At 62.2% G+C, this 21,947-nt stretch carries 13 protein-coding genes; 4 read left to right on the top strand and 9 right to left on the bottom strand.

Features of this window, described 5'->3' with window-relative positions; translation table 11 throughout:
- Nucleotides 1-2: 2 nt before the first annotated feature.
- Nucleotides 3-707 (bottom strand): hypothetical protein, encoded by a 705-nt coding sequence (locus tag B9Y51_RS02795; RefSeq protein ID WP_143467966.1) that lies wholly within the window; start codon nt 705-707, stop codon nt 3-5.
- A gap of 83 nt (nt 708-790) precedes the next feature.
- On the opposite strand from B9Y51_RS02795, the gene B9Y51_RS02790 reads away from it, so the two are divergent.
- The 4 genes from B9Y51_RS02790 to sucD all read left to right on the top strand — a co-directional run bounded on the left by B9Y51_RS02790 (nt 791) and on the right by sucD (nt 7,267).
- Entirely contained in the window at nt 791-3,340 is a 2,550-nt protein-coding gene (locus B9Y51_RS02790; RefSeq protein WP_085528706.1) for a UvrD-helicase domain-containing protein, read from the top strand.
- A gap of 114 nt (nt 3,341-3,454) precedes the next feature.
- On the top strand, nt 3,455-4,876 hold the full coding sequence (locus tag B9Y51_RS02785) for an MFS transporter (RefSeq protein ID WP_085528705.1): 1,422 nt from the start codon (nt 3,455-3,457) through the stop codon (nt 4,874-4,876).
- A 268-nt stretch (nt 4,877-5,144) separates the two neighbouring features.
- Nucleotides 5,145-6,314 carry an ADP-forming succinate--CoA ligase subunit beta gene (gene sucC, locus B9Y51_RS02780; protein ID WP_048680084.1) on the top strand — a complete coding sequence of 390 codons (1,170 nt, stop codon included), beginning with the start codon at nt 5,145-5,147 and terminating at the stop codon, nt 6,312-6,314.
- Between the two features lie 35 nt (nt 6,315-6,349).
- A complete protein-coding gene (sucD, locus tag B9Y51_RS02775) occupies nt 6,350-7,267 on the top strand; it encodes a succinate--CoA ligase subunit alpha (RefSeq protein WP_048679679.1) in 918 nt (305 codons plus the stop codon).
- Between the two features lie 247 nt (nt 7,268-7,514).
- Here the strand turns inward: sucD and B9Y51_RS02770 are convergent, their stop codons facing one another.
- The 8 genes from B9Y51_RS02770 to B9Y51_RS02735 all read right to left on the bottom strand — a co-directional run bounded on the left by B9Y51_RS02770 (nt 7,515) and on the right by B9Y51_RS02735 (nt 21,904).
- Nucleotides 7,515-8,687 carry a VIT1/CCC1 transporter family protein gene (locus B9Y51_RS02770; protein ID WP_085528704.1) on the bottom strand — a complete coding sequence of 391 codons (1,173 nt, stop codon included), beginning with the start codon at nt 8,685-8,687 and terminating at the stop codon, nt 7,515-7,517.
- Between the two features lie 210 nt (nt 8,688-8,897).
- On the bottom strand, nt 8,898-10,157 hold the full coding sequence (locus tag B9Y51_RS02765; RefSeq protein WP_143467965.1) for an MFS transporter: 1,260 nt from the start codon (nt 10,155-10,157) through the stop codon (nt 8,898-8,900).
- A gap of 38 nt (nt 10,158-10,195) precedes the next feature.
- Complete coding sequence (locus B9Y51_RS02760) at nt 10,196-11,605, bottom strand: TY-Chap domain-containing protein (RefSeq protein ID WP_085528703.1); 1,410 nt, start codon at nt 11,603-11,605, stop codon at nt 10,196-10,198.
- Between the two features lie 213 nt (nt 11,606-11,818).
- Nucleotides 11,819-12,655, bottom strand: a complete 837-nt coding sequence (locus tag B9Y51_RS02755) for an aldo/keto reductase (RefSeq protein WP_085528702.1) — start codon at nt 12,653-12,655, stop codon at nt 11,819-11,821.
- A 94-nt stretch (nt 12,656-12,749) separates the two neighbouring features.
- A complete protein-coding gene (locus B9Y51_RS02750; protein ID WP_085528701.1) occupies nt 12,750-14,345 on the bottom strand; it encodes a GMC family oxidoreductase in 1,596 nt (531 codons plus the stop codon).
- Nucleotides 14,346-14,369: 24 nt separating this feature from the next.
- Nucleotides 14,370-15,845, bottom strand: coding sequence for an aldehyde dehydrogenase family protein (locus tag B9Y51_RS02745; protein WP_085528700.1), 1,476 nt, complete (start codon nt 15,843-15,845; stop codon nt 14,370-14,372).
- Nucleotides 15,842-17,995 carry a choline BCCT transporter BetT gene (betT, locus tag B9Y51_RS02740; protein ID WP_065424234.1) on the bottom strand — a complete coding sequence of 718 codons (2,154 nt, stop codon included), beginning with the start codon at nt 17,993-17,995 and terminating at the stop codon, nt 15,842-15,844. The genes B9Y51_RS02745 and betT overlap by 4 nt, the downstream gene beginning before the upstream one ends.
- 222 nt (nt 17,996-18,217) lie before the next feature.
- The gene (locus tag B9Y51_RS02735; RefSeq protein ID WP_085528699.1) at nt 18,218-21,904 is read right to left on the bottom strand and encodes a DEAD/DEAH box helicase; all 3,687 of its coding nucleotides are present in this window, start codon (nt 21,902-21,904) and stop codon (nt 18,218-18,220) included.
- Nucleotides 21,905-21,947: the final 43 nt, after the last annotated feature.

Below are 21,947 nucleotides of genomic sequence, written 5' to 3'. Positions count from 1 at the left end.
TTTCACCGGAGGGGCTGCTGGCCCTCCAGCTCCCCGCGGGAAAAGGCATCAAACTTGCCGCGGACCAGCCGGACGGCCAGCCATCCCGCCTCCACGAGCATGGCGAGCAAGACGATCCACCGGATGATGACGAGAATCGAAGCCCAGACCGGCGCCGAACCCTCGGGGGAGGTGAGGGCGGCGTCGATGGCGACGTTCCCCGCGAGAAAGGTGACGAGATAGGCCAGGGGAGCGGACCATAGGGCCCACCGAGTGGCACCTCGAGGCATCGATCGGCCGATCATCGCACCCCATGCGAGCGCGATAAATATCGGGGTGAAGAGTCCCCAGGACCAGTGAAGGCCCGTGTACGCGCTTCGTCCGTCTTCGCCGAGAGCCTGCGAGATGGTGGCGGCGTCGTTAGGGAAACTGAAGGGCTGGAGCTCGGGGAGCGAAACGTGGGACTGTGCCCCCAGCTGCGGCACCATCCATGCGTGAAGCGCCGCGAACATGAGCGCAGCGATGACGAACAGAACTACCACGATCATTCCGGACGAGGACTTCTGTGGATCCGGCCGAGCAATGGGCGCCCACTCGGCGTCGTGATGGTGAGACGGACCCGTGGGGGAGGACGAGGGTGCCCTACGCCGCGAAGGCCCTGAGGGCGCCGTCGACGGCGCGCCGGAATTTCCATAGAGGCGTTGCTTTTGGCCCTTCGACATACCCATAGCTCCATTATGGACCTGAGGTTCGATTCCTCTGGGGCGGGGGCTCTGAATCGAAACTTTGTTCGCTTAGACTGGGGAACAGTATGGATTTTCTGCGCGACTCTTCGTTTTTTACACCGCCCAGCTCCCCGTCCGACGGACCGGGAGCTGAATCGCACGATCCCGGATCGCTCGTGGAGGGCCTCAACGAGCATCAGGCCGAGGCGGTGACCCATTCCGGTTCGCCGCTGCTCATCGTGGCTGGGGCCGGTTCGGGGAAAACAAGGGTTCTGACGCATCGGATCGCTTACCTCTTGGCAACGGGGCGTGCCCATCAAGGGGAGATTCTCGCGATTACGTTTACCAATAAAGCCGCGGCGGAAATGCGCGAACGCGTGGTTGAACTCGTGGGTCCCCGAGCCGAAAAAATGTGGATTTCTACGTTCCACAGCTTCTGCGTTCGTGTGTTGCGGCGCGAGGCTCAGACCCTCGGCTTGAAGTCGTCATTCTCCATTTACGACTCCGCAGATTCCTTGCGATTGATCACGTTGATTGCCAAGGAATTCGAACTAGATGTTAAGCGCTTCGCCCCCAAGGCTTTGCAGAACCGAATCTCGACCCTCAAGAACGAGCTGGTTGATGCCGAAGACAATGCCTCGTCGGCATCAAGCACCGACCCCTGGGAATCCACCGTCGCCCGCGTGTACAGCGAATACACGCGACGACTCCGGGCAGCCCATGCTCTCGACTTTGACGACCTTATTGCGCAGACGGTCTTCATGCTGAGGGCTTTCCCCCAGGTCGCCGAGTACTATCGGCGCCGGTTCCGTCATATTTTGGTCGACGAGTACCAGGACACCAATCACGCCCAATACTCGCTGGTGCGCGAACTCACCGGCCACGATGCGAGCCCGCAGGGCGGGGAGAACCCTTACCCTTCGGCCGTCGAACCCGCGGAGCTGACCGTCGTCGGCGATTCGGATCAGTCCATTTACGCCTTCCGCGGTGCCGATATCCGCAACATCACGGACTTCGAACGCGACTACCCACAAGCGCGGACCATCTTGTTGGAACAGAATTACCGTTCAACACAGACCATTCTCAGCGCGGCCAACGCTGTGATCGAACGTAACCCGAACCGCCGAGAGAAAAAACTGTGGACGGCCTCGGGCGACGGCGTGCCGATCGTCGGCTACGTCGCCGAAAATGAGCACGCGGAGGCGCGGTTCATCGCGGAAGAAATTGACCGGCTGCGTGATGAAGACGGTGTGGCGCCAGGCGACGTCGCGGTGTTCTACCGGACCAATGCCCAGTCCCGCTCGCTCGAAGAAATCCTCATGCGGGTCGGTCTCCCGTATCGCGTGGTCGGGGGAACGCGCTTCTACGAGCGAAAAGAAATCAAAGACGCCCTCTCCTACCTGCGTGCCTTGATGAATCCCGACGACGACATCAGCGTGCGGAGAATTCTGAACGAACCCAAGCGCGGCATCGGTGCACGCTCGGAAGGGGCCATCGCGAATCTCGCGTCGAGGGACGGCTCGTCGTTCATGGCCGCAGCGCGCCAAGCCAATGACGCTCCAGGGCTCGCTGCGGCGGGAGCCAAAAAGGTGACCGCCTTCGTGACGCTCATGGATGACCTCGCGCAGATTGCCGCAACCGAAACCGCCGCGACCTCCCTCGAGGCCGTGCTGGAACAATCGGGGTACCTGGAAGCGCTCCGCACCTCGGAGGACCCCCAAGACGAGTCTCGCGTGGAGAACCTCGCCGAACTCGTGGCCGTGGTTCGTGAATTCGAGCGTGATCATCCGGAGGCCGGCCTTGGCGAATTCCTGGAGCACGTTTCCTTGGTTGCGGACGCGGACCAAATTCCGAATCGACCCAAGCAGGGCGAAGAAGAAGAGGGCGGGGTCTCTGCAGCTCAGGTCGCCCGTGAGGTGGCCGAAGCGCGCGCCGAGGGGGTCGTGACCCTGATGACCCTCCACACCGCCAAGGGCCTGGAGTTCCCCGTGGTTTTCTTGACGGGTATGGAGCATGGAATTTTCCCGCACCAGCGGGCTCTGACCAACGACGACGAAATGAGCGAGGAGCGTCGCATCGCCTATGTGGGCCTCACGCGCGCGATGAAACGGTTGTACCTGACGCGCGCGGAATCGCGTTCAATGTGGGGCCAAGGGCAGTTCAACCCGCCCTCGCCCTTCCTGGAGGAAATTCCCGAGCACCTCATCGAGTGGAAACGGGTGGGATCCGCGGGATTCGGTACAGGATTCGGCTCGGCGGTGTACGGAGCCGGTGGGTTCTCTGGGGGAGGCGCCCGTGGCGGCAGGAGTTCTTGGGCCGATTCCTCGTCGTGGGGAGGCCGGGGCAGCGGAGGAGTCTCGCGACCCGCACCAGCAAGCCACGACGCCGGTTATGGCCAAGGCATCGAGGGGTCTCCCCAGCTCGGGGCTCGGGCGACCAAAGCTTCCCGTGTCCAACAAACCAAAGAGATCCCTTCGTTATCGGTGGGAGACACCGTGGAGCACAAAAGCTTCGGACGTGGCCGTGTGGTGGCCCTGGAAGGTGGGGGCGACAAGACCGTGGCCAAGGTGCGGTTTGCCAACGAGGAAAAACGTTTGTTGTTGCGCTATGCGCCGCTGAAAAAGGTGGAGGGCTAGGGGACGACGTCGTCCTGAACGATCGAATATTCTTTCGCGATCAGCACCAATGGGCTGTGACTAGGGGAAATCCCCGCTAGGGTGTAGTGCAAACCACACCACAGAAGGATTTCTATGCCCTCGAATTCGGTCCATGCCGACCAGAACGAGACCTCATCCGAGCAAACGGGGGCGGGATCTCCTCCCGCCGACCAACGACGTAAAGCAGTGGTTTCCAGTTTCCTCGGAAACTTCGTGGAATGGTTCGACTACGGTGCCTACAGCTATTTGGCCGTGACGATCGCGGCCGAATTCTTCCCTGGCGACACCGATAAATCCCTCTTCATGACCTTCGCGCTCTTTGCCGTGAGCTTCCTGATACGGCCGTTTGGCGCATTCTTTTGGGGTCATTGGGGCGACAAATACGGACGCACCCAAACCCTGGCGTGGTCGATCATTCTCATGACCGGCGCCACGTTCCTGATCGGTTGCCTTCCCGGCGCCTCGACCATCGGAATGGCCGCGCCGATCGCTTTGCTGGTGCTTCGCCTGGTCCAAGGATTCTCCGCCGCGGGTGAGTACGCGGGCGCATCAGCCCTGTTGTCCGAATTCGCCCCACGTGGCAAACGAGGCCGTTACGCCGCGATCGTTCCGGCCTCCACCGCCTCGGGATTGCTCTTGGGGTCGCTGGCGGCCACGATCCTTTACGGCCTGTTGGAGGACTCCGCGATGGAGTCGTGGGGCTGGCGGCTTCCCTTCCTGGTGGCGGGGCCTTTGGGACTCATCGGGCTGTACATCCGTCGCAAGATCGACGACACTCCTGCTTTTCACGCTCACACCACGCGCCAGATGGAGATGGTCCAGCGTGGCCAGAAGCCGCCGTCGCCGACCCTGCAGCTGGTCACCAAGAACTTTCCCGAACTCATTCAGGGCTTCGGGATCGTGCTACTCAACGCCGTCGGTTTCTATGTGGTGCTGACCTTTATGCCGACGTACCTCTCCGAGAATCTTCATTACGACGCCGCGGCATCCCAGCTCGCCACCACGATTTCCCTGGTGACCTACATCGGGTTCGTGTTCCTGACCGGACGTATTGCGGATCGCATCGGGCGTCGAAACACCTTGATCTTGGCCTCGAGCACCTTCTTGGTGTTGAGTATCCCCGCGTTCATGGTCATGGGGACCGGGCACTACGTCTTTGTCGTGGCCGCGCTCGTCGTGATGGGGGCATTCCTCTCGCTCAACGACGGCGCGTTGCCTTCGGCAGTTTCGGAGCTGTACCCCACAGCCATACGCTTCAGCGGATTTGCCCTGGTGTTCAACATCGGCAATGCGCTCTTCGGTGGTCCCATGAGCGCGGTCAACACATGGCTCATTTCCACGACCGGAAACACGATGTGGCCGGCCTACATTCTCATGGGAGCTTCCCTTCTGGCACTGCTGGCGGTGCTCTGGTCGAAGGACCATTCGAGCGTGGACATCGACGACGTCGACCCGACGGAACCGGAGAACCGCCGTCGCGAGGACGCCAGCTACGGGGAGACTGGCGCCAGCTGACGAGGGGGACTGGCACTGGGCTTAAGGGCTCATTTCGTGCACTTTGGGCGAATTGCACGTGAAATGTTCCCCGATGCGGTTCTGCCACGTCGAAATACGGTGCCGCAGTTAGGGTGCTCGCGACCATCTGAGTTAGAGTCACACGAGGGGAGCCCTGTCTCCCGCGTTGATCTCAGGGTCACGGCGGAGGCTGGCGCTCCACGATTATCAGGCCGGATGGGCTGAACGGTTCAGCCGGCACGACTTCGACGAAGAAGGACACATATCCGTGGACCTGTTTGAATTCCAGGCACGCGATCTCTTCGAGAAGCACGGTGTACCCGTACTTCAAGGGATCGTTGCCGAAACTCCCGAAGAAGCTAAAGCTGCCGCCGAGAAGATCGGCGGCGTCACCGTCGTCAAGGCTCAGGTTAAGGTAGGCGGCCGCGGTAAGGCGGGCGGCGTCAAGGTCGCGAAGACCGCCGATGAGGCTTACGAGTACGCTTCCCAGATCCTGGGCATGGATATCAAGGGTCACACCGTTCACCGCGTGATGATCGCTCAGGGTGCGGACATTGCCGAGGAATACTACTTCTCGGTTCTGCTGGACCGCGCCAACCGCTCCTACCTGGCGATGTGCTCGGTGGAAGGCGGCATGGAAATCGAGCAGCTCGCGGTGGAGCGCCCCGATGCGCTCGCCCGCGTCGAGGTCGACCCGGCCAAGGGCCTGGACGCCGAGAAGGCTGCCGAGATCGTTGCTGCCGCCGGTTTCCCGGAGGAGTTGCGTGGCAAGGTCGCTGATGTCCTCGTCAAGCTCGGTGAGGTTTACGACAAGGAAGACGCGACCCTGGTCGAGGTCAACCCGCTGGTCAAGACCGGCGACGGCGAAATCCTCGCCCTCGACGGCAAGGTTTCCCTGGATGACAACGCCGAATTCCGTCACGAGGATCACGCCGGACTCGAAGACAAGTCCGCAGCCGATCCCCTGGAGGCCAAGGCCAAGGAAAACGACCTCAACTACGTCAAGCTCGACGGTGAGGTCGGAATCATCGGTAACGGTGCAGGCCTCGTGATGTCGACGCTCGACGTCGTGGCCTACGCCGGCGAGAAGCACGGCAACGTCAAGCCGGCCAACTTCCTCGACATCGGTGGTGGCGCGTCCGCAGAGGTCATGGCGAATGGCCTCGACGTGATCCTCGGCGATGAGCAGGTCAAGTCGGTGTTCGTGAACGTGTTCGGCGGCATCACCGCGTGCGACGCCGTCGCGAACGGCATCGTCAAGGCCCTCGAGATCCTCGGTGACCAGGCCACCAAGCCGCTGGTTGTCCGTCTCGATGGCAACAACGTGGAAGAGGGACGCCGCATCTTGGATGAGGCAAACCACCCGTTGGTCACTCAGGCGAAGACCATGGACTCGGGTGCCGACAAGGCCGCCGAGCTCGCTCACCAGGCTTCCTAAGCACCGCCGATACATCTCAAGATATAGAGGAAAAAATGTCTATCTTTTTGAACAAAGACTCCAAGGTCATCGTTCAGGGCATCACCGGCGGCGAGGGCACCAAGCACACTGCGCGCATGCTGGCTGCCGGAACCCAGGTTGTCGGCGGTGTGAACGCACGCAAGGCCGGCACCACCGTCTCTCACAAGGCTCAGGACGGCTCTGACGTCGAACTGCCCGTTTTCGGGAAGGTCTCCGAAGCTGTGCAGGAGACCGGCGCCAACGTGTCGATCGTCTTCGTGCCCCCGGCTTTCACCAAGGACGCTGTGATCGAAGCCATTGACGCCGAGGTCCCGCTCGTCGTCGTGATCACCGAGGGTATCCCGGTACAGGATTCGGCCGAGTTCTGGGCTCATGCCAAGGCCAACACCGGCTCGGACGGCAAGCCCAAGACCCGCATCATCGGGCCGAACTGCCCCGGCATCATCACCCCCGGTGAGTCCCTGGTGGGTATTACGCCCGCAAACATCACCGGTTCCGGCAAGATCGGGCTCGTCTCCAAGTCGGGTACCTTGACCTACCAGATGATGTTCGAGCTCCGTGACATCGGATTCACCACCGCCATCGGCATCGGCGGTGACCCCGTGATCGGTACGACCCACATCGATGCCCTGGAGGCCTTCGAAGCGGACCCCGACACCGAAGCCATCGTGATGATTGGTGAGATTGGCGGCGACGCTGAGGAGCGCGCGGCCGACTACATCAAGGCCCACGTGACCAAGCCGGTCGTCGGCTATGTCGCAGGCTTCACGGCCCCCGAGGGTAAGACCATGGGCCACGCAGGCGCCATCGTCTCGGGCTCTTCCGGAACGGCTGAAGCCAAGAAGGAGGCCCTCGAGGCTGCCGGCGTGAAGGTCGGCAAGACTCCCTCTGAGGCAGCACAGCTGATGCGAGAGATCTTCTCCGCTCGGTAAAACCCTGCGCCGAGTCGTCGGATCGCCCGGGCCATCACGGCCCGGGCGATCCTTGCGTTAAGAGGCTCAACCGGATCGCGTTGTCCTCAACGGTCGACACGGACATCGTCGGGCAATATACCGCGACGACCACCGGCCCCACGCCTTTACGGTACGAATTCACGTTGCTGGGGCCGGTGGCGCCACACTTTGGAAATGACGACATCGTGGTGGGCCCACCCACGTTCTCCATCTAGGCCCAGAGGCGTCAGGCCGTCGAGGTCCCAAAGAGGAGCCCGAGGAGGTATGTCGCCAACGCCGCGCCATATCCGATCAATAGCTGGCGTAGGCCTCGCTTGAGGGGAGAGGCTCCCGAGAGCAGACCGACCACGGCGCCGGTTCCCAGGAGGGCAATGCCCACCAAGAACAAGGACAGGATCATCCCGGGGTAGCCCGACATTCCAAAGATGTACGGGAGAATCGGGATGATCGCGCCTGAGGCGAAGAAGCAGAAACTCGAGGCCGCAGCCCCCAGGTCGGTGCCCAAAGCGACGTTCTCCGCTCCGTCCTCTGCGGCGTCTTCGTCATCACGGTGCGACAACGAGGGATCGCAGTCGCATTCGTAGTATCCAAACCGCTCCAGGGCGCGGTGGTGAGCAGCTTCCTCGCTCATGCCGCGCGCACGGTAGATCAATTCGACCTCGTTACGGTCGATATCTAGGTCGGGTGCGACGTCGAGGGTGACCTGGGTGGGGCGGGACGCATCCAGGAGCTCGCGTTGCGAACGTACGGAGACGAACTCACCCGCGCCCATGCTCAGTGCTCCGGCGAGGAGGCCTGCGACGCCGCTCAACAACACCATGTGCGGGCTCGCGCCGGCAGCCCCCACACCCATGATGAGGGCAACGTTCGAGACGAGACCATCGTTGGCACCAAAGACCGCCGCGCGGAAATTACCGGAGAGCTTTTCCCTGCCGTTGGTGGCGAGGGCGCGGACCACCTCTTCGTGTACAGCTTCGTCGGCTGCCATCGAGTCGGTCGCATCCGGATCTTCGTCGTAAGGGGAGCGGCCTTCTGCGCGCTGGGCAAGGGCCAAGACGAAGACGCTCCCGAAATGCTTGGCCATGAATTGAAGGGTCAGAGACGAGATCGAGGGGCGAGGATCCGGTGTCGCATCCGCCCCGAGAAGATCGCGCCAGTGTTGCTGGTGACGTTTTTCGGCGTCGGCCATTTCGAAGAGAATTTCCGCGTCCCGGCCTTCTTCACGTTCGGCAAGGTAGCGGTAGACCGTCTCCTCGGAGATTTCATCGGCAAGGTACCGACGCCAGCGGCGTCGTTGTGCGGCGGTAGAGGGGGCCCGGGAGGGATCTTGTAACGTATCGGCCTCGTGGCGGGAAGGTAGATCCTCGGCAGGGCGGGGGTTCATCGGCTCAGGGTTCATGGGGGTATCTCCTCCGGGCCGAGCCGCGCGATGAATTCACCGCGGAGACTTCGGCCCTTGAATCGTGTCCCGTAATGGGTCGTCAGGCCGAAGGTCTCGCTCGCCCGCAGGAACACGCCGCGTACGGCGCCCTCTGAGCGGGTGAAATGCCGGGAGGGGATCTCCAGTGTGTCGACATTTCGCTGTGATGCCCTGAGGCATCGGTGGGAACTACTCCCCTTCGTTCCGGACCACTTTATCGGATTCTTCGCGACGAAGCACCGTCCCCGTTAACAATGCGCCCAAGGCCACAACCGCGATGCAGAACAACCCGGTGAGCGACCACCCACCGGAAATAAAGAAGAACCCGCCGAGCCAGCCGACGATCGCCGATCCCGCGTAATAGAACAGGTTGTACAGTGCCGTACCCTGAGCCTTGCCGTCGCCTGCCAGGAGGCCGGTCCATGCCGATGCCGTCGAATGGGCCGCGAAAAAGCCCATGGTCAGCAGGACGAGGCCGAGAACTACTACCGGAAGTGGCGACGCCGTCGTCAGCCAAATACCCAAGATCATGACGGCCATCGAGACGAGAATCGTCAGCAACCGACCGAATCGGGCCGATAAACGCCCGGCAACTCCCGAGGTGAAGGTTCCGGAAAGATACGCCAGGAAAAGCAGCGAAATGGCGATCTCGGATAGGGAATACGGAGGAACCTCGAGTTTGAATCCCACGTAGTTATAAACCGTCACAAACGCGCCCATCAGCGTGAACGCCAAGAGAAAGAGGCTGATCATTCCTGAGTGGGTGAGGTGACGGCCGATGCGGCGTGCGGTGGATCGAAGGGCGCCGTGCGGCGGCACCGGAACGAATCGACGGGCCCGGGGAAGCAGAAGGAGGAAAGCGATGGCGGCGGCGACGGCAAGAACCGCCACGCTCGCGACGGCAATGCGCCAGTTCCCCGTGAGCTGAGCGATCGGCCCCGAAACCAGCCGTCCGGCCAATCCGCCGATGGTCGTTCCCGCGACGTAAAGGCCCGTGGCGGCCCCCGAGTGGAGGGCCATCGTTTCCTCGGCGATGTACGCGACGGCGACGCCGGCGAGCCCGGCTAACGCGGCGCCTTGGATAAACCGCAAGACGAGCAAGAGGGAGAAATCCGGCGTCCAGGGAATGATGAGCCCGAGAATGCTTGCCGCGGTGATCGCAATGGTCATGGCTCGCGTCTTGCCCCATCGGTCCGCAACATACGTCCAGGGGAGGGCGAAGATCGCGAGGCCAAAGGTCGCGCAGGAGACCGTGAGGGCCACCGTGGCGACGTCGCGATTCAGGTCAGACGCGATGGAAGGCAGTACCGCCTGAGGCGAATATAGCGGGGCGAAGGTTGCGACACCCGCGCAGAACATCGCGACCAGCATCCGCGTGAATTCCGGGGTGCCTCGGCGGTAACCCTGCCAGGGCGTGCCGTTCGTGCCTGTGTCCGGTGAAGTGGACACCAGCGATCATCTCCTGATGGTGGGGAAGGGGAATATTTTTAGATGGTTGGAATCGTCGCCGGGAACGCGCGGTCGTACATCGCCCCAGAGCCCCAGCGGAACCGGTAGGGGTCCGAGCAGTCGCGGCCATAGCGGAGGGCATCGACGATTTCGGTCGCGGAATCGTCGAGACTGAGCTGCGTGCGTTCCCAGTGAAGTTGTTCGGCATGGGGTGGGCGCCATCCGGCGTCGACCAAATATTCTTCGTCGAGCGGCCAGAGGACAGCCGGGAGAAATTGCTCCGAAACAAGGGTTGCGGTAACGCCACCCGGTCCCGTGAAAGCTTGGGCGTAGGGGGAATCCCCGCCGGTATTGCCCGTATCGTATTCGACGGTCAAGAAGTGCTTCCACGGCAGAGTTCGGATGGCTTCGGAGATTTCGGCGACCAGCTCGGCCCACGAGTTTTCGTCGCCGCTGGCCTCTTGCACCACGGTTTCGACGACGCCGATCCCGCGCTCCACCCAGTGTTGAGGAGACCACGAACCGGCCTCGCTCCGTGGCTCTCGGCTGCTGGAGCCCCATGGGCCGACCCAGTGCTCTTCGTACCGAGGGTCGCCCGCTCCTGGGGCTTCGTCGTTGATGAGGCGGCGACCCTGTGCCAAGGCAAGGTGCCACGCTCCGAAACGGTGGCGCAGCGTCCCCAGCGTGGGACGAGGGGTCGTGTGCCGAGCGGTGTCGGCGGACCATCGGCCGTAGAGCAACGCTAAAGGCTTGCGATTATTACGAATGCAGTACGTCAGGAAGTCCGCGATGGCGCTGCGAAAACGATCTTCCGTGAAATCGGGTATGCGGTCGGTGCCGTCCGGGGCGAACCGTTGGGCGGGGGCCAAACCCATGGAAACGAGTGCCCGGGACCACGAACCATCGCCAAATTGCGAGCTCAGATAACGCGGGCTCGCCGGCCAATCCTGCCGAATCAGGCCAAACACCTCGCGGAGTTCCTGCGGAGGGTCTGCGCGGAAAGACTGGTAGTCCGCGCTCGTGAGGCTCGTATGCGGGTACTGGGTGAGGAACGCAAGCGTCGCACCGATCCGGCCCAAGATCATGGCGGTGTGGTCGTCGCTGACTCCGGCGGATTCCAAGTAGCGCGAGACGTCCTGAACGACGGCCTGGTCTCCATAGGTCGCGATGAAGCCGCGATCTTCGCCCAAGTCGAGGAGGTGATTGACCGCGAGCCACACCCCGGCCGCGAGCAATGTCCCGTTGAGCGCCTCATCCGCGGTGTGCAGGAATTGCTCCGGATGTTCGACCAGAAAGCGATCCAAGAAATCGCGGGGGATATCGGGATACAGGGTGACGAGCCGATACCGGGTTTCGGAGCGGGTCCATCCGGCTTCGGCTAAGTCGTCGATGAGGGACCGGTAGCTTTCGCGAAAGACCGTGTACGCCTCGCAGTCTGTGCCGTCCATGTCCCCTTGCCTTCGTCACGAGCTACCGTGTGCGATGCCGCGACTCCGTGCCGTGCGTTCCCTTCGATACTGACGAGCGTAGGCACCGTCGATGCGCCGTGCCAACACTGGAGGCGGATGTTACCTGATGCGGCGCGGGCAGATTCGGGTCCCACGCGACGACGGCGCCTCTCCCCGTGGGGGAGAAACGCCGTCGTGCGGTTGGCCGGTGGCCTATTTCATGGTTTCTACCGGATCGTTACCGATGCGGCCGTCCGCCTTGGTCAGGCCGTTGATGGCCTCGACGTCGTCATCGGTGAGTCGGATGTTGAGGGCTTCAAAATTCTCGACGATGCGTTCCGGGGTGACCGACTTGGGAATCACGACGTTGCCGATGGCCAGGTGCCACGCGATGACAACCTGTCCGGCGGTGGCGCCGTGACGCTCGGCGATATCGCCGATGACCTTCTCCTTGAGGACGTCGCCACCCTGTCCCAGCGGGGACCACGCCTCGGTCTTGATGCCGAGTTCCTCGTTGACCTGGCGCATCTTCGACTGGTTGAAGTACGGATGCAACTCGATCTGATGGATCGCCGGCGTCACGCCGGTCTCGCGGATGATTTCGCGAAGCTGCTCTTCGGGGAAGTTCGAAACGCCAATCGAGACGACCTTGCCCTGCTTCTGCAGCTCGATCATGGCCTTCCACGTGTCCAGGTACAGGTTGTTATCCGGCTGCGCCCAGTGGATGAGGTACAGATCCACCGGCTTGGACAAGCCCAAACGCTCAGCGGACTGGTCGAAGGCCTTCAACGTGGACTCGTAACCCTGGTCGTCGTTCCACAACTTGGTGGTCACGAAGATCTCGTTCTCGTCGACGTCGGAACCCGCAATTCCGCGGCCGACGCCTGCTTCGTTGCCGTAAATCTTGGCGGTGTCGATGTGGCGGAATCCGGCATCGAGTGCCTGACCGACGACCTTCTCCGCGACGTCGTCCTCAACCTGCCACACGCCGTAGCCCAGCTGCGGAATCTGCTGACCATCGTTGAAAGTGACGTTCGGTGACTTAGTCATATAAAACTTCCTCTGCTCAGCGTGACTGTTTCGGGGTGCATAACAAACGGGCGGGAGGGAGTATTCCCTGCCCGCCCGTTCGCGAATCGTGTTTTTACGCGTTGTCCTCGGTGATGAGTTCCGCGGCGCGCTCGCCGATCATGAAGCAGGTGATGTTCGGGTTGACCGAAACGATCTCCGGCATCACGGAGGCGTCGGCGACGCGGAGGCCGTCAATGCCCTTGACCTGCAGGCGGGCGTTGAGCGGAGACATGGCATCATCGTCTGCGCCCATCCGGACGGTCCCCACAGGGTGGTACACCGTGTTGTGAGTGTCGCGGATGTAGTCGGCCAATTCTTCATCGGAGGTGAGGTCCTCGCCCGGGAACAATTCCTTGCCGCGCCATTCGTCCAGGGCAGGCTGCGAGGCGATTTTCCGGGCCGTACGAATGCCCTCGATCATCACCGACATGTCGTATCCCTGCTCATCGGTGAAGTACTTGGGATCCACCTTGGGCTTGTCGCGGAAGTCGAGGGACCGCAGGCGCACGGTGCCGCGCGAGCGTGCGTGCGGCACGTTGGGGGTGAGGCAGAATGCGTTCTCTGACGTGGGGAAACCCCGACGGAGGGTGTGCATGTCGAAGTTGACCGAGCCGTAGTGCATCATCAGGTTCGGCCGTCCGGGCAGCTCGTCGTCGAAGCCCGCGTCCACCTGAGTGAAGAGGCCAATTTCCCACCACTGGGTGGATTCGGAAACCATCGGCTTCTTAGCCTCCCACTGGATCACGCCCTCGGGATGGTCTTGGAGGTTCGCGCCGACTCCGGGGGAATCCACGACGGCTTCGATGCCGACATCGGCCAAGTGGCCGGCCGGGCCGATGCCGGAGAGCATCAACAATTTCGGGGTGTCGATCGCTCCTGCGGAGAGCACGATTTCGCGCCGGGCCTTAATCACACGGGGCGTGCCGAAGGCGTTATCTACGACCTCGAGGCCGGTCGCCCGCCGGTCGTCGTCGAGAAGCACCCGCTTGACCTGGGTGCCCGTCAGTAGGTGGAAATTTTCCCGTTCGCGGATCGGGTGGATGTAGGAAACCGACGACGAAGAGCGAGTACCGTCCGCACGGCGGTTGATCTGGAAGAAGTTGGCGCCGTTGGTAACCGTGGTGCCCGAGTTGAATCGCGTGCGGGGGATCCCGGCCTGTTCCGCCGCATCCAGGAGCGCGACGCCGCAGGGATCCTGAGGCGGAACGTTCATGAGCGACACCGGACCGGAATCGCCGTGGTGCTCACCGCCCTCGGTTCCCGCGTCCTCATTGGTCTCCAGCTGCTGGTAGAGCCGGTAGCCGGTCTCGGAGTTCCAGCCATGAGCGCCGTGCACGGACTCCCATTCGTCGAGATCCTCGCGCGGTGCCCAGAAAGCGATGCATGAGTTGTGCGACGAGCAACCGCCCATGACCTTGGCCCGGGCCATTCGCATGAAGGAGTTGCCGTTTTCCTGGGGTTCGATCTGGTAGTCCCAGTCGTAGCCGGATTCGAGGAGCTCCATCCAACGGTTCAGGCTGAGGACCTCGTCGATGCCAGCGTCGTCGCGGCCGGCCTCGATGAGCGCTACTTGAGCATCAGGATTCTTCTCGCTCAACCGCGCGGCGGTGGCGGCGCCGGAGGATCCGCCGCCGACGATGATGTAGTCGAATTCTTGCGATTCGTTCATAGCGTGGTGTCCTTTCGTGGATGCTTATCGGTTGTCGCTGAACCAGCCGGTCACGGCGGGGGCCGTGTTGTGGTAGATGTGCTTGGTTTCCTGGTACTCGCCGAGGCCCTCGAGGCCCAGTTCGCGACCGATGCCGGACTGCTTCATGCCGCCCCACTCGGCCTGGGGGAGGTAGGGGTGGAAGTCATTGATCCAGATCGTTCCGTGGCGGAGGCGACCCGCCACCCGATCGGCCTTCCCGGCGTCATTGGTCCAGACTGCTCCGGCCAGACCGTAGAACGTGTCATTGGCCGTCGCGACGGCTTCGTCTTCCGTGGTGAAGGTTTCGATGGTTACGACCGGTCCGAAAGCTTCGTCTCGGACCACCGACATTCCTCGCTTGACCTGGTCCATCACGGTCGGCTTATAGAACCAGCCCTTGGCCAGGTCACCCTCCGTGGCTGCCTCGCCGCCGCAACGCACGCGGGCACCTTCGGCCACACCCGCCTCGACGTACGCCGCAACCTTCTCGCGGTGCTGCTCCGAAATCAGGGCCCCGGTCTCTGCATTTTCGTCGAAAGGACCGCCGATGCGAATATTTTCTGCACGACGTACGAGCTCGGCCGTGAACTTCTCGGCGATGGACTCTTCCACGACGATGCGGGCACCCGCCGAACACACCTGACCGGAGTGCACGAAAGCGCCATTGAGGGCGTTGTCCACGGCGGCGTCGAAGTCGGCATCGGCGAAGATGACGTTGGGGTTCTTTCCCCCCAGCTCCAACGCGATCTTCTTGACCGAATCCGCTGCGGTCCGCGCGATGGTCCGACCGGTCACGAGACCGCCGGTGAAGGAAATAAGATCCACATCCGGGTGGCTGGAGAGCGGCGCACCGGCCTCCGCGCCGGCACCCAACACGAGGTTGGCGACGCCGGCCGGCAGACCGAGCTCGTCCAGAATGTCCATGAGCAGGATCGCGGTGTGCGGGGTCAGCTCGGCGGGCTTCAAAATGAAGGTGTTACCGGCCGCGAGCGCCGGGGCAACCTTCCAGGCCACCTGCAACAAGGGGTAGTTCCACGGGGTGATCATGCCGCAAACGCCCACGGGTTCGGTGACGATGCGTGAGGAGACCGCGGGGTCGCCAGCGTCCACCACGCGGCCCGCTTCCTGCGCGGCAGTCTTGCCGTAGTACTGGAAGCACGCAGCGATGTCGTCCATGTCCAATTCGGATTCGACGAGGCGCTTACCGGTATCCAGTGACTCTGCGCGGGCGAATTCGTCCTTGCGGTCACGCAATTTCTGGGCGACGGCGAGCAGGAAGTCGCCACGTTCGGGAGCGGATGCCGACCAAGCGCCCTCGTCGAAGGCCTTGCGTGCGGCGGCTATTGCCTTCTCGGTGTCCGCGGCGGTCGCCTCCGCGACGGTGCCGACCTCGGACCCGTCGGCCGGGCAGATAATGGTTCGGGTGCCGCCCTCTTCGGCGGGGACCCACTGTCCGTCGATATACAGCGTGTTGCTCACTGAGAACCTTCCTTTGCAGTTGCGTCGTCCGAAAGGTCTTCGGACTGTGGGGTGCTTTCCGTCGACGGGAAATCCATCGACCAATCCGTGATAGCCACCGAAGAACCGATGATTTCGGTGGATCCGGTGTCCTCGATACTCGGTCCGCTCAAGCGGATGAACTCTTGGTGGCGCTCGTGGTTGTCCAGGACGTCGTGAATGAGCTGTTCCTTGGTGTAGCCGTAGACGTCGTACCCGCGCGAACCCGTCAGGGCGAAGGGTTCGAAACGGTAGTAGGTGTCCTCCGTGCTGGAGGGGCTCAACAGGTAGCGCGGAGTGGGGCAAGCAATGGGGTACACCTGGTAGATGAAGTCGCGCTCGCCGTCCATGTGCTCCGTCAAGGTCACATACGGAATATCGCTGGAGGGGTCCAAACCGTGGACGACCTCCGCGGTGACGCCTTCGGTCAGCAAGGCTTCGCCCACCTCTTCCAGGGCGGGGGAGACCACGGTCTGAACGTACCGTCGAGCGGCTCGACGGCCGGGATATGTGACCGAGCGAGCCAGGCGCTGACGCCAATTCCGGGTCTTGCCGGCGGGTTCGATCGAGGCCGCTCGGTTCGCCGCCTGCACGCCGGCGTACGCGGCCAGTCGGGAATCCATGTCGGCTCGTTCGACCCGAAGTGCCTTCCACAGCCCAAACATCACCAGATACAACACGATCGCAAACGGCAGTCCAAAGACAATCGTCGCCGACTGCAGCGTCGTAATACCGCCGATCATCAACATGGCTAGGGTCAGTAGACCTGTGGCGGCCGCCCAGAAAATGCGCATCCATCGGGGGCCGTCTTCGTTGGGATCCTCGATCGTGGATGCGAAGTTCGACATCACGAGGGCTCCGGAGTCGGCGCTGGTCACGTAGAACAGCAGGCCGGTGAATGTTGCGACCGCGGCCGCCGCCGTCGCGCCGGGATACTGGGCCAACAAGGTGTAGAAGGCTTCTTCGGAATTGTTCATGATCGATTGGCCGAACGCCGCGTTTCCCTGCTCGAAGATTAGGTGCAACGCGGAGTTCCCGAAGACGGAGATCCAGACCAAGATGAAGATGAACGGAATGGTCAAGGTCCCGATCACGAATTGGCGGATCGTGCGACCACGCGAGATGCGGGCCAGGAAGAGTCCCACAAAGGGCGACCACGCCACCCACCAGGCCCAGAAGAAGATGGTCCACGTATTCATCCAGTCATCGGGATGATCGAAGGCCATTGCATCCATCGTCATGCCGGGGAAGCGGCTCACATAGTCGCCCAAGTTGGTCACGAGACCGTTGAGCAAGAATGCGGTGTCGCCGAATACGAGGATGTACAAGAGGAGGGCAATCGCGAGGTAAATATTCAGCTCGGACAGGCGACGAATGCCCTTGTCCACGCCGGACACGGCCGATGCCGTCGCGAGTAGGACCGAGACGACAATGAGCCCCGCCTGCACCGCGACGCCCTGAGGCAGATTGAACAGGAAGTGCAGGCCGAAGTTGATCTGCACGACGCCGATACCCAGCGAGGTGGCCACACCGAAGATCGTGCCGAGCAGGGCCGCGATGTCGACGGCGTCGCCCGCGGCACCCTTAATGCGCTTGCCAATGATGGGGTACAGCGCGGACCGGATCGACAGCGGCAGATTGAATCGGTAGGCAAAGTAACCGAAGGCTAGTCCCATCAGGGCGTACATGCCCCATCCGGTCAAGCCGTAATGGAACAGGGTCCAGACGACGGCTTGGCGGGCTGCCTCCGCCGTCTCACTCGAGCCCTGCGGCGGCCCATAATATTGGGTGACCGGTTCCAGCACGGAGTAGAACATCAAGTCGACGCCGATACCGGCGGCAAACAACATTGCGGCCCACGAGAAGAGCGAGAATTGCGGCCGAGAGTGATCCGGGCCGAGGCGGATGGTTCCCGTCTTGCCCAGGGCAACGAGCACCACGAACACGAGCACCACGGTGCCGGTGAGAACGTAAAACCACCCGAAGTTTTTCGATACCCATGCCACGACGGCACCCAAAACCGTGCTTGCCGAATCCGGGGCGAGTAGCGCCCACACGGAAATCGCCAGAATGCCCAGCGCTGCTCCGCCAAAGACTTTCCAGTTGGTCTTCATGGTGGCGTATTTGTTCATGCCCGTTGGGGGGTGGGGATCCGCCCCGGGGTCATGAGTTTCCTTCAGATCATCTGAACTGGGTCTTGAGACGGTAGTGGATGCAGTTGTGCTGGGATCGTTCATGGGTCCTATCTGAGCGTCGACGTTGGTTCGTTGAGCTAAGAAGCAGTCTCATTCACGATATAACACCCCTGACAAGGTTAAACATTGAGATGTCGCGGTGTTTACGGCGAGGAGGAATTACCCCTCGATCAACTGGTGGATTTCCTCCGCGCCGATCGCCGAGGAAAAAATCTGCCCCTCGTCCATGACGGCCTGGAAAAGTTCCGCCTTGGATGACTTCAGGTCCATGACCTTTTCCTCGATCGTTCCGGCGGATACGAGGCGATACACCATGACATTGCGGTCCTGTCCGATGCGGTGGGCTCGGTCCACGGCCTGTGCTTCGGCCGCCGGGTTCCACCACGGATCCATGATGAAGCAGTAATCCGCTGCCGTGAGGTTCAAACCGAATCCGCCGGCCTTGAGGCTGATGAGGAAGATTGGTGCCTCGCCGGCGTTGAAGGCATCCACCACGGAACCGCGATCACGGGTCGTGCCGTCGAGGTAGACATACGGAATGCCTTCCTCCTTGAGGACCTCGGCAATCAGTGTCAAGAAGGAGGTGAACTGACTGAAAACCAACGCGCGATGGCCGTCCTGGATGATTTCGGGGAGGTTATCCCGCAAATACGTCAGCTTGGCGGATTCCACGTCCGCGTGCTCCTCATCGACCAGTCCCGCCGCAAGGGAAAGCCTGCGGAGCATCGTCAAAGACTGGAAGATCGTAAAGCGATTCTTGTCCATGTCCTGGAGGAGACCGAGAAGCTTTTGTCGTTCCCGCTGTAGACGAGTGTCGTAGACCTTCCGATGGGCCTCGGAGAGCGGCACATCGATGCGGTGTTCCTGCTTTTCCGGCAATTCCGCAGCCACCAGCTCCTTGGTGCGTCGCATCATGAGCGGGCGCACCCGTTGGCGCAAGCGCGGGAGGGCTTCGGGGCTCTCACCGCTGGTGATCGGTTTGGCGTAGGAGTCTCGGAATTTTCGGGCGGAGGGGAACAAACCCGGCGCCGCGATCGAGAACATAGACCAGAGTTCCATGAGGTCGTTTTCCATGGGAGTACCGGTGACCACGAGCTTAAACCGCGCCGGGAGGTCCCGGGCTATCCGGTGGGCTTTGGTCTTTGCGTTCTTGATGAACTGTGCCTCGTCGAGCACGAGCCCAGTTAGCCCCAAATCGCGGTATTCCGCTTCGTCGAGCCGCATCAAGGCGTAGGAGGTGATGACGACGTCGGCTCCGTTTGCGCGATCGCCCACCGAACGGCGGCTTTTGGCGGAGGTTTCCGTGATGAGTTCGACGCTGAGCGAGGTCGCGAAGCGTTGAATCTCCCGCGCCCAGTTGGGTGCGACCGATGTTGGTGCGACCACGAGGAAACGAGGGCGCGTCGCGGATTCGGAGCGTTCGGTGCGGTGCACCTCGAAAGCGTGCAAGAACATTGCGATGGTTTGTACCGTCTTGCCGAGGCCCATGTCGTCGGCGAGTACTCCGCCGAGTCGGTGGTCGTACAGAAACGACAACCACTGGTAGCCCTCGAGTTGGTAGGGCCGCAAGGTCGCCGTGAGATCTTCGGGGAGGGCGACCTGGGGAAGGTCCTCGAGTTCCAAGAGAGACTGGACGGATTCTCGCCATTCGTCGGCCACGTGCACGTCGGTGGCGAGTTCTTCGAGATCTTCCCACAGCCCGGCCTGGTGGCGGTTGATGCGCAAGGCGGCCGATTCATCCTGAAGCTGCCGCGCCTCAGAGATCAGGTCTCGGAGCTTCGTAAACTCGGGGCGATCGAGCCGGAAGTAGGAGCCATCGCCCAAGAGAAGGTGCTTCTGGCCGGCGTCGAGGGCACGGAAGATGTCCACAAACGGCACGTACCAGGCTCCCGCTTTCACGGTCACCCCCAGATCGAACCAGTCCCGATCGCCGGTGGACTCGACCGAAACCTGCACCTCGGCGTCGCCGTCCAAGGATGTGAACTCCGGAATGTCGCCCCGGACCTCCACACGAGTCCCCGGGATCTCTTCGACGGTGGGGATCACCTTTTCGACGAGGTCGTGGCTTTCCCATCCGGACAGCTCGGTCGAATGCAGCGGAGTGACCGGAAGAGCCCGTCGCACTTCGGAAATGACGTCATGCTCACGTTCGGTATCGCGAATTTCACGGTAGGGATCGGGATGGCCAACGCCGATGGGAACCCGGGTCCATTCTTCGCCCTCCGCAGCGGCATCGGGGTCCTCGGCGACGTCGTTCGGCCATTTGACGTGGGATTGTGGGTAGAGCCAGTACCAGTCCACGGCGGCCGGGAAGAGGCGGTCGTCGTGACGTCCGGGAGAAAAGAATTCGACCTCGAGGATCAGTTCTGGGGAGAGGACCTCGGGCAGGGCAGGTGCGGCGTCGTCGTCGGCGAAGATGGGGGTGCGGCGGGCCACCTGGGGGTAGAAGTCTTCCGCAAAGTCACGGATCTCGCTGGCGGGTATGGACATCTCGCCATCTTCCGCAATCGAGCGAGCGAGGTGGGTGGGCCGTTCGGCCAACGGGAAGAAGAGGAGCTCGGTGTCTTCTGTAATCCACGGTTGTTCGGCGGCGTCGTGAGCTAGCTGGGGGATGGGGGACGGTCGTGTGCCGCCCCATGATCCGGTGCCCTCGGCGTCCCGGGTGTACTCCGCATGAAGGGCGCCGCCGAGGGCGAAATACGCCTGGGGGTCGTGCTGACGGCCTAAGGGAAAAGCCGAGGAAGCGGGAACCCAGGCCGTCGAGGCGTCATCGGACTCGGGGCTCGCCGCGAACCGGAATCCCGGTGAAACTTTCAGTCCCTCATCGTCCGTTCGTTCGATGCGTAAATCGAGGGTCGATTCCGGTGCCAACCCAATGACGACGGGGCGTTCGCGCACCAGAATTGCTATCCCCAGGGAGGAAGCACGTTCCAACAGGTCCCACAGCAGGGATGAGCTCACCTGATCCAAACGAACGTAGTCGCGCGTGGAGGCGTACATTCCCTGGTCGGGGTGGACCACGGAATAGAACTCACGGAACCACTCCGAATGTTCCTCCGGGATGCTGGGCTCGTGAACCGTGTCTCCGGCGAAGACGTTCCAGTGGAGCCCGCCCTTAATCCAGCGGCCTCGCGTGCCGAGCTTAAGGGGGCGTGCCGTCAGGTGGACGGGAGCGACGACGTCCTCCGTCGGGCGGCCGTATCCTCGGTGCCGGGGGACCTCCACATCAAGGTCCAAGGCCGCCGGAACGCGGTGATGCTGACCCGATCCATAAGCGCGTTGCGACTGAAGGGCCCGGGTCATCTGACGGCGCCATGAAGACTGCATGTCGCCCAGTGCTCGATGGGAGGTGGCCTCTTTGCGGCCAGAGAAGTCAGTGAACGTCTGGAGAGCCGAGTCCGGGATCTCGACACCGCTGGCCTCCGACCAACGGCGGACGGCATCGGGAACCTCTTGGCCGGACGTGTTGTGTGACCCCGAAGGTTCGGCGGGCGACGCGGAGCGCAAAGGACGGTCCTCCGTGGGATCGCCCCAACCGCCTTCGTGAAACCACCCGAGCAGGGCGGCGACCACGTGTTTGCAGTTGGTGCCCACGGGGCACGAGCAGAAGGAGTGGAAGGGTGCCGAATGCGGGGCTTGCTTTTCCGGAAAGATGACGGTCTGTGAATAGGATTTCCGCTCGCTGCCGGAGACCTTGGACGAGAACGTCAGGCTGTCTGGGTCATAGGCCGCAGAGAGCACTTTGCCCGCACGGTAGTACCGTTCTCCCCGGCCAAAGGCGTTATGGCCCACGGCTTTGATGATGTGCGCGACAGAGACCGGCATCTGCTGAGCGGGAAATGGCATAACTTCCAATCTATACCCCGCAGAAATTCTTCGAGGGAAGACT

Origin of the sequence: Kocuria massiliensis (assembly GCF_900169715.1) — a bacterium.
Taxonomy (GTDB): Bacteria; Actinomycetota; Actinomycetes; order Actinomycetales; family Micrococcaceae; genus Rothia; species Rothia massiliensis.
The sequence above is the reverse complement of the archived record's forward strand: the minus strand, read 5'-3'. Positions and strand labels throughout refer to the sequence as shown.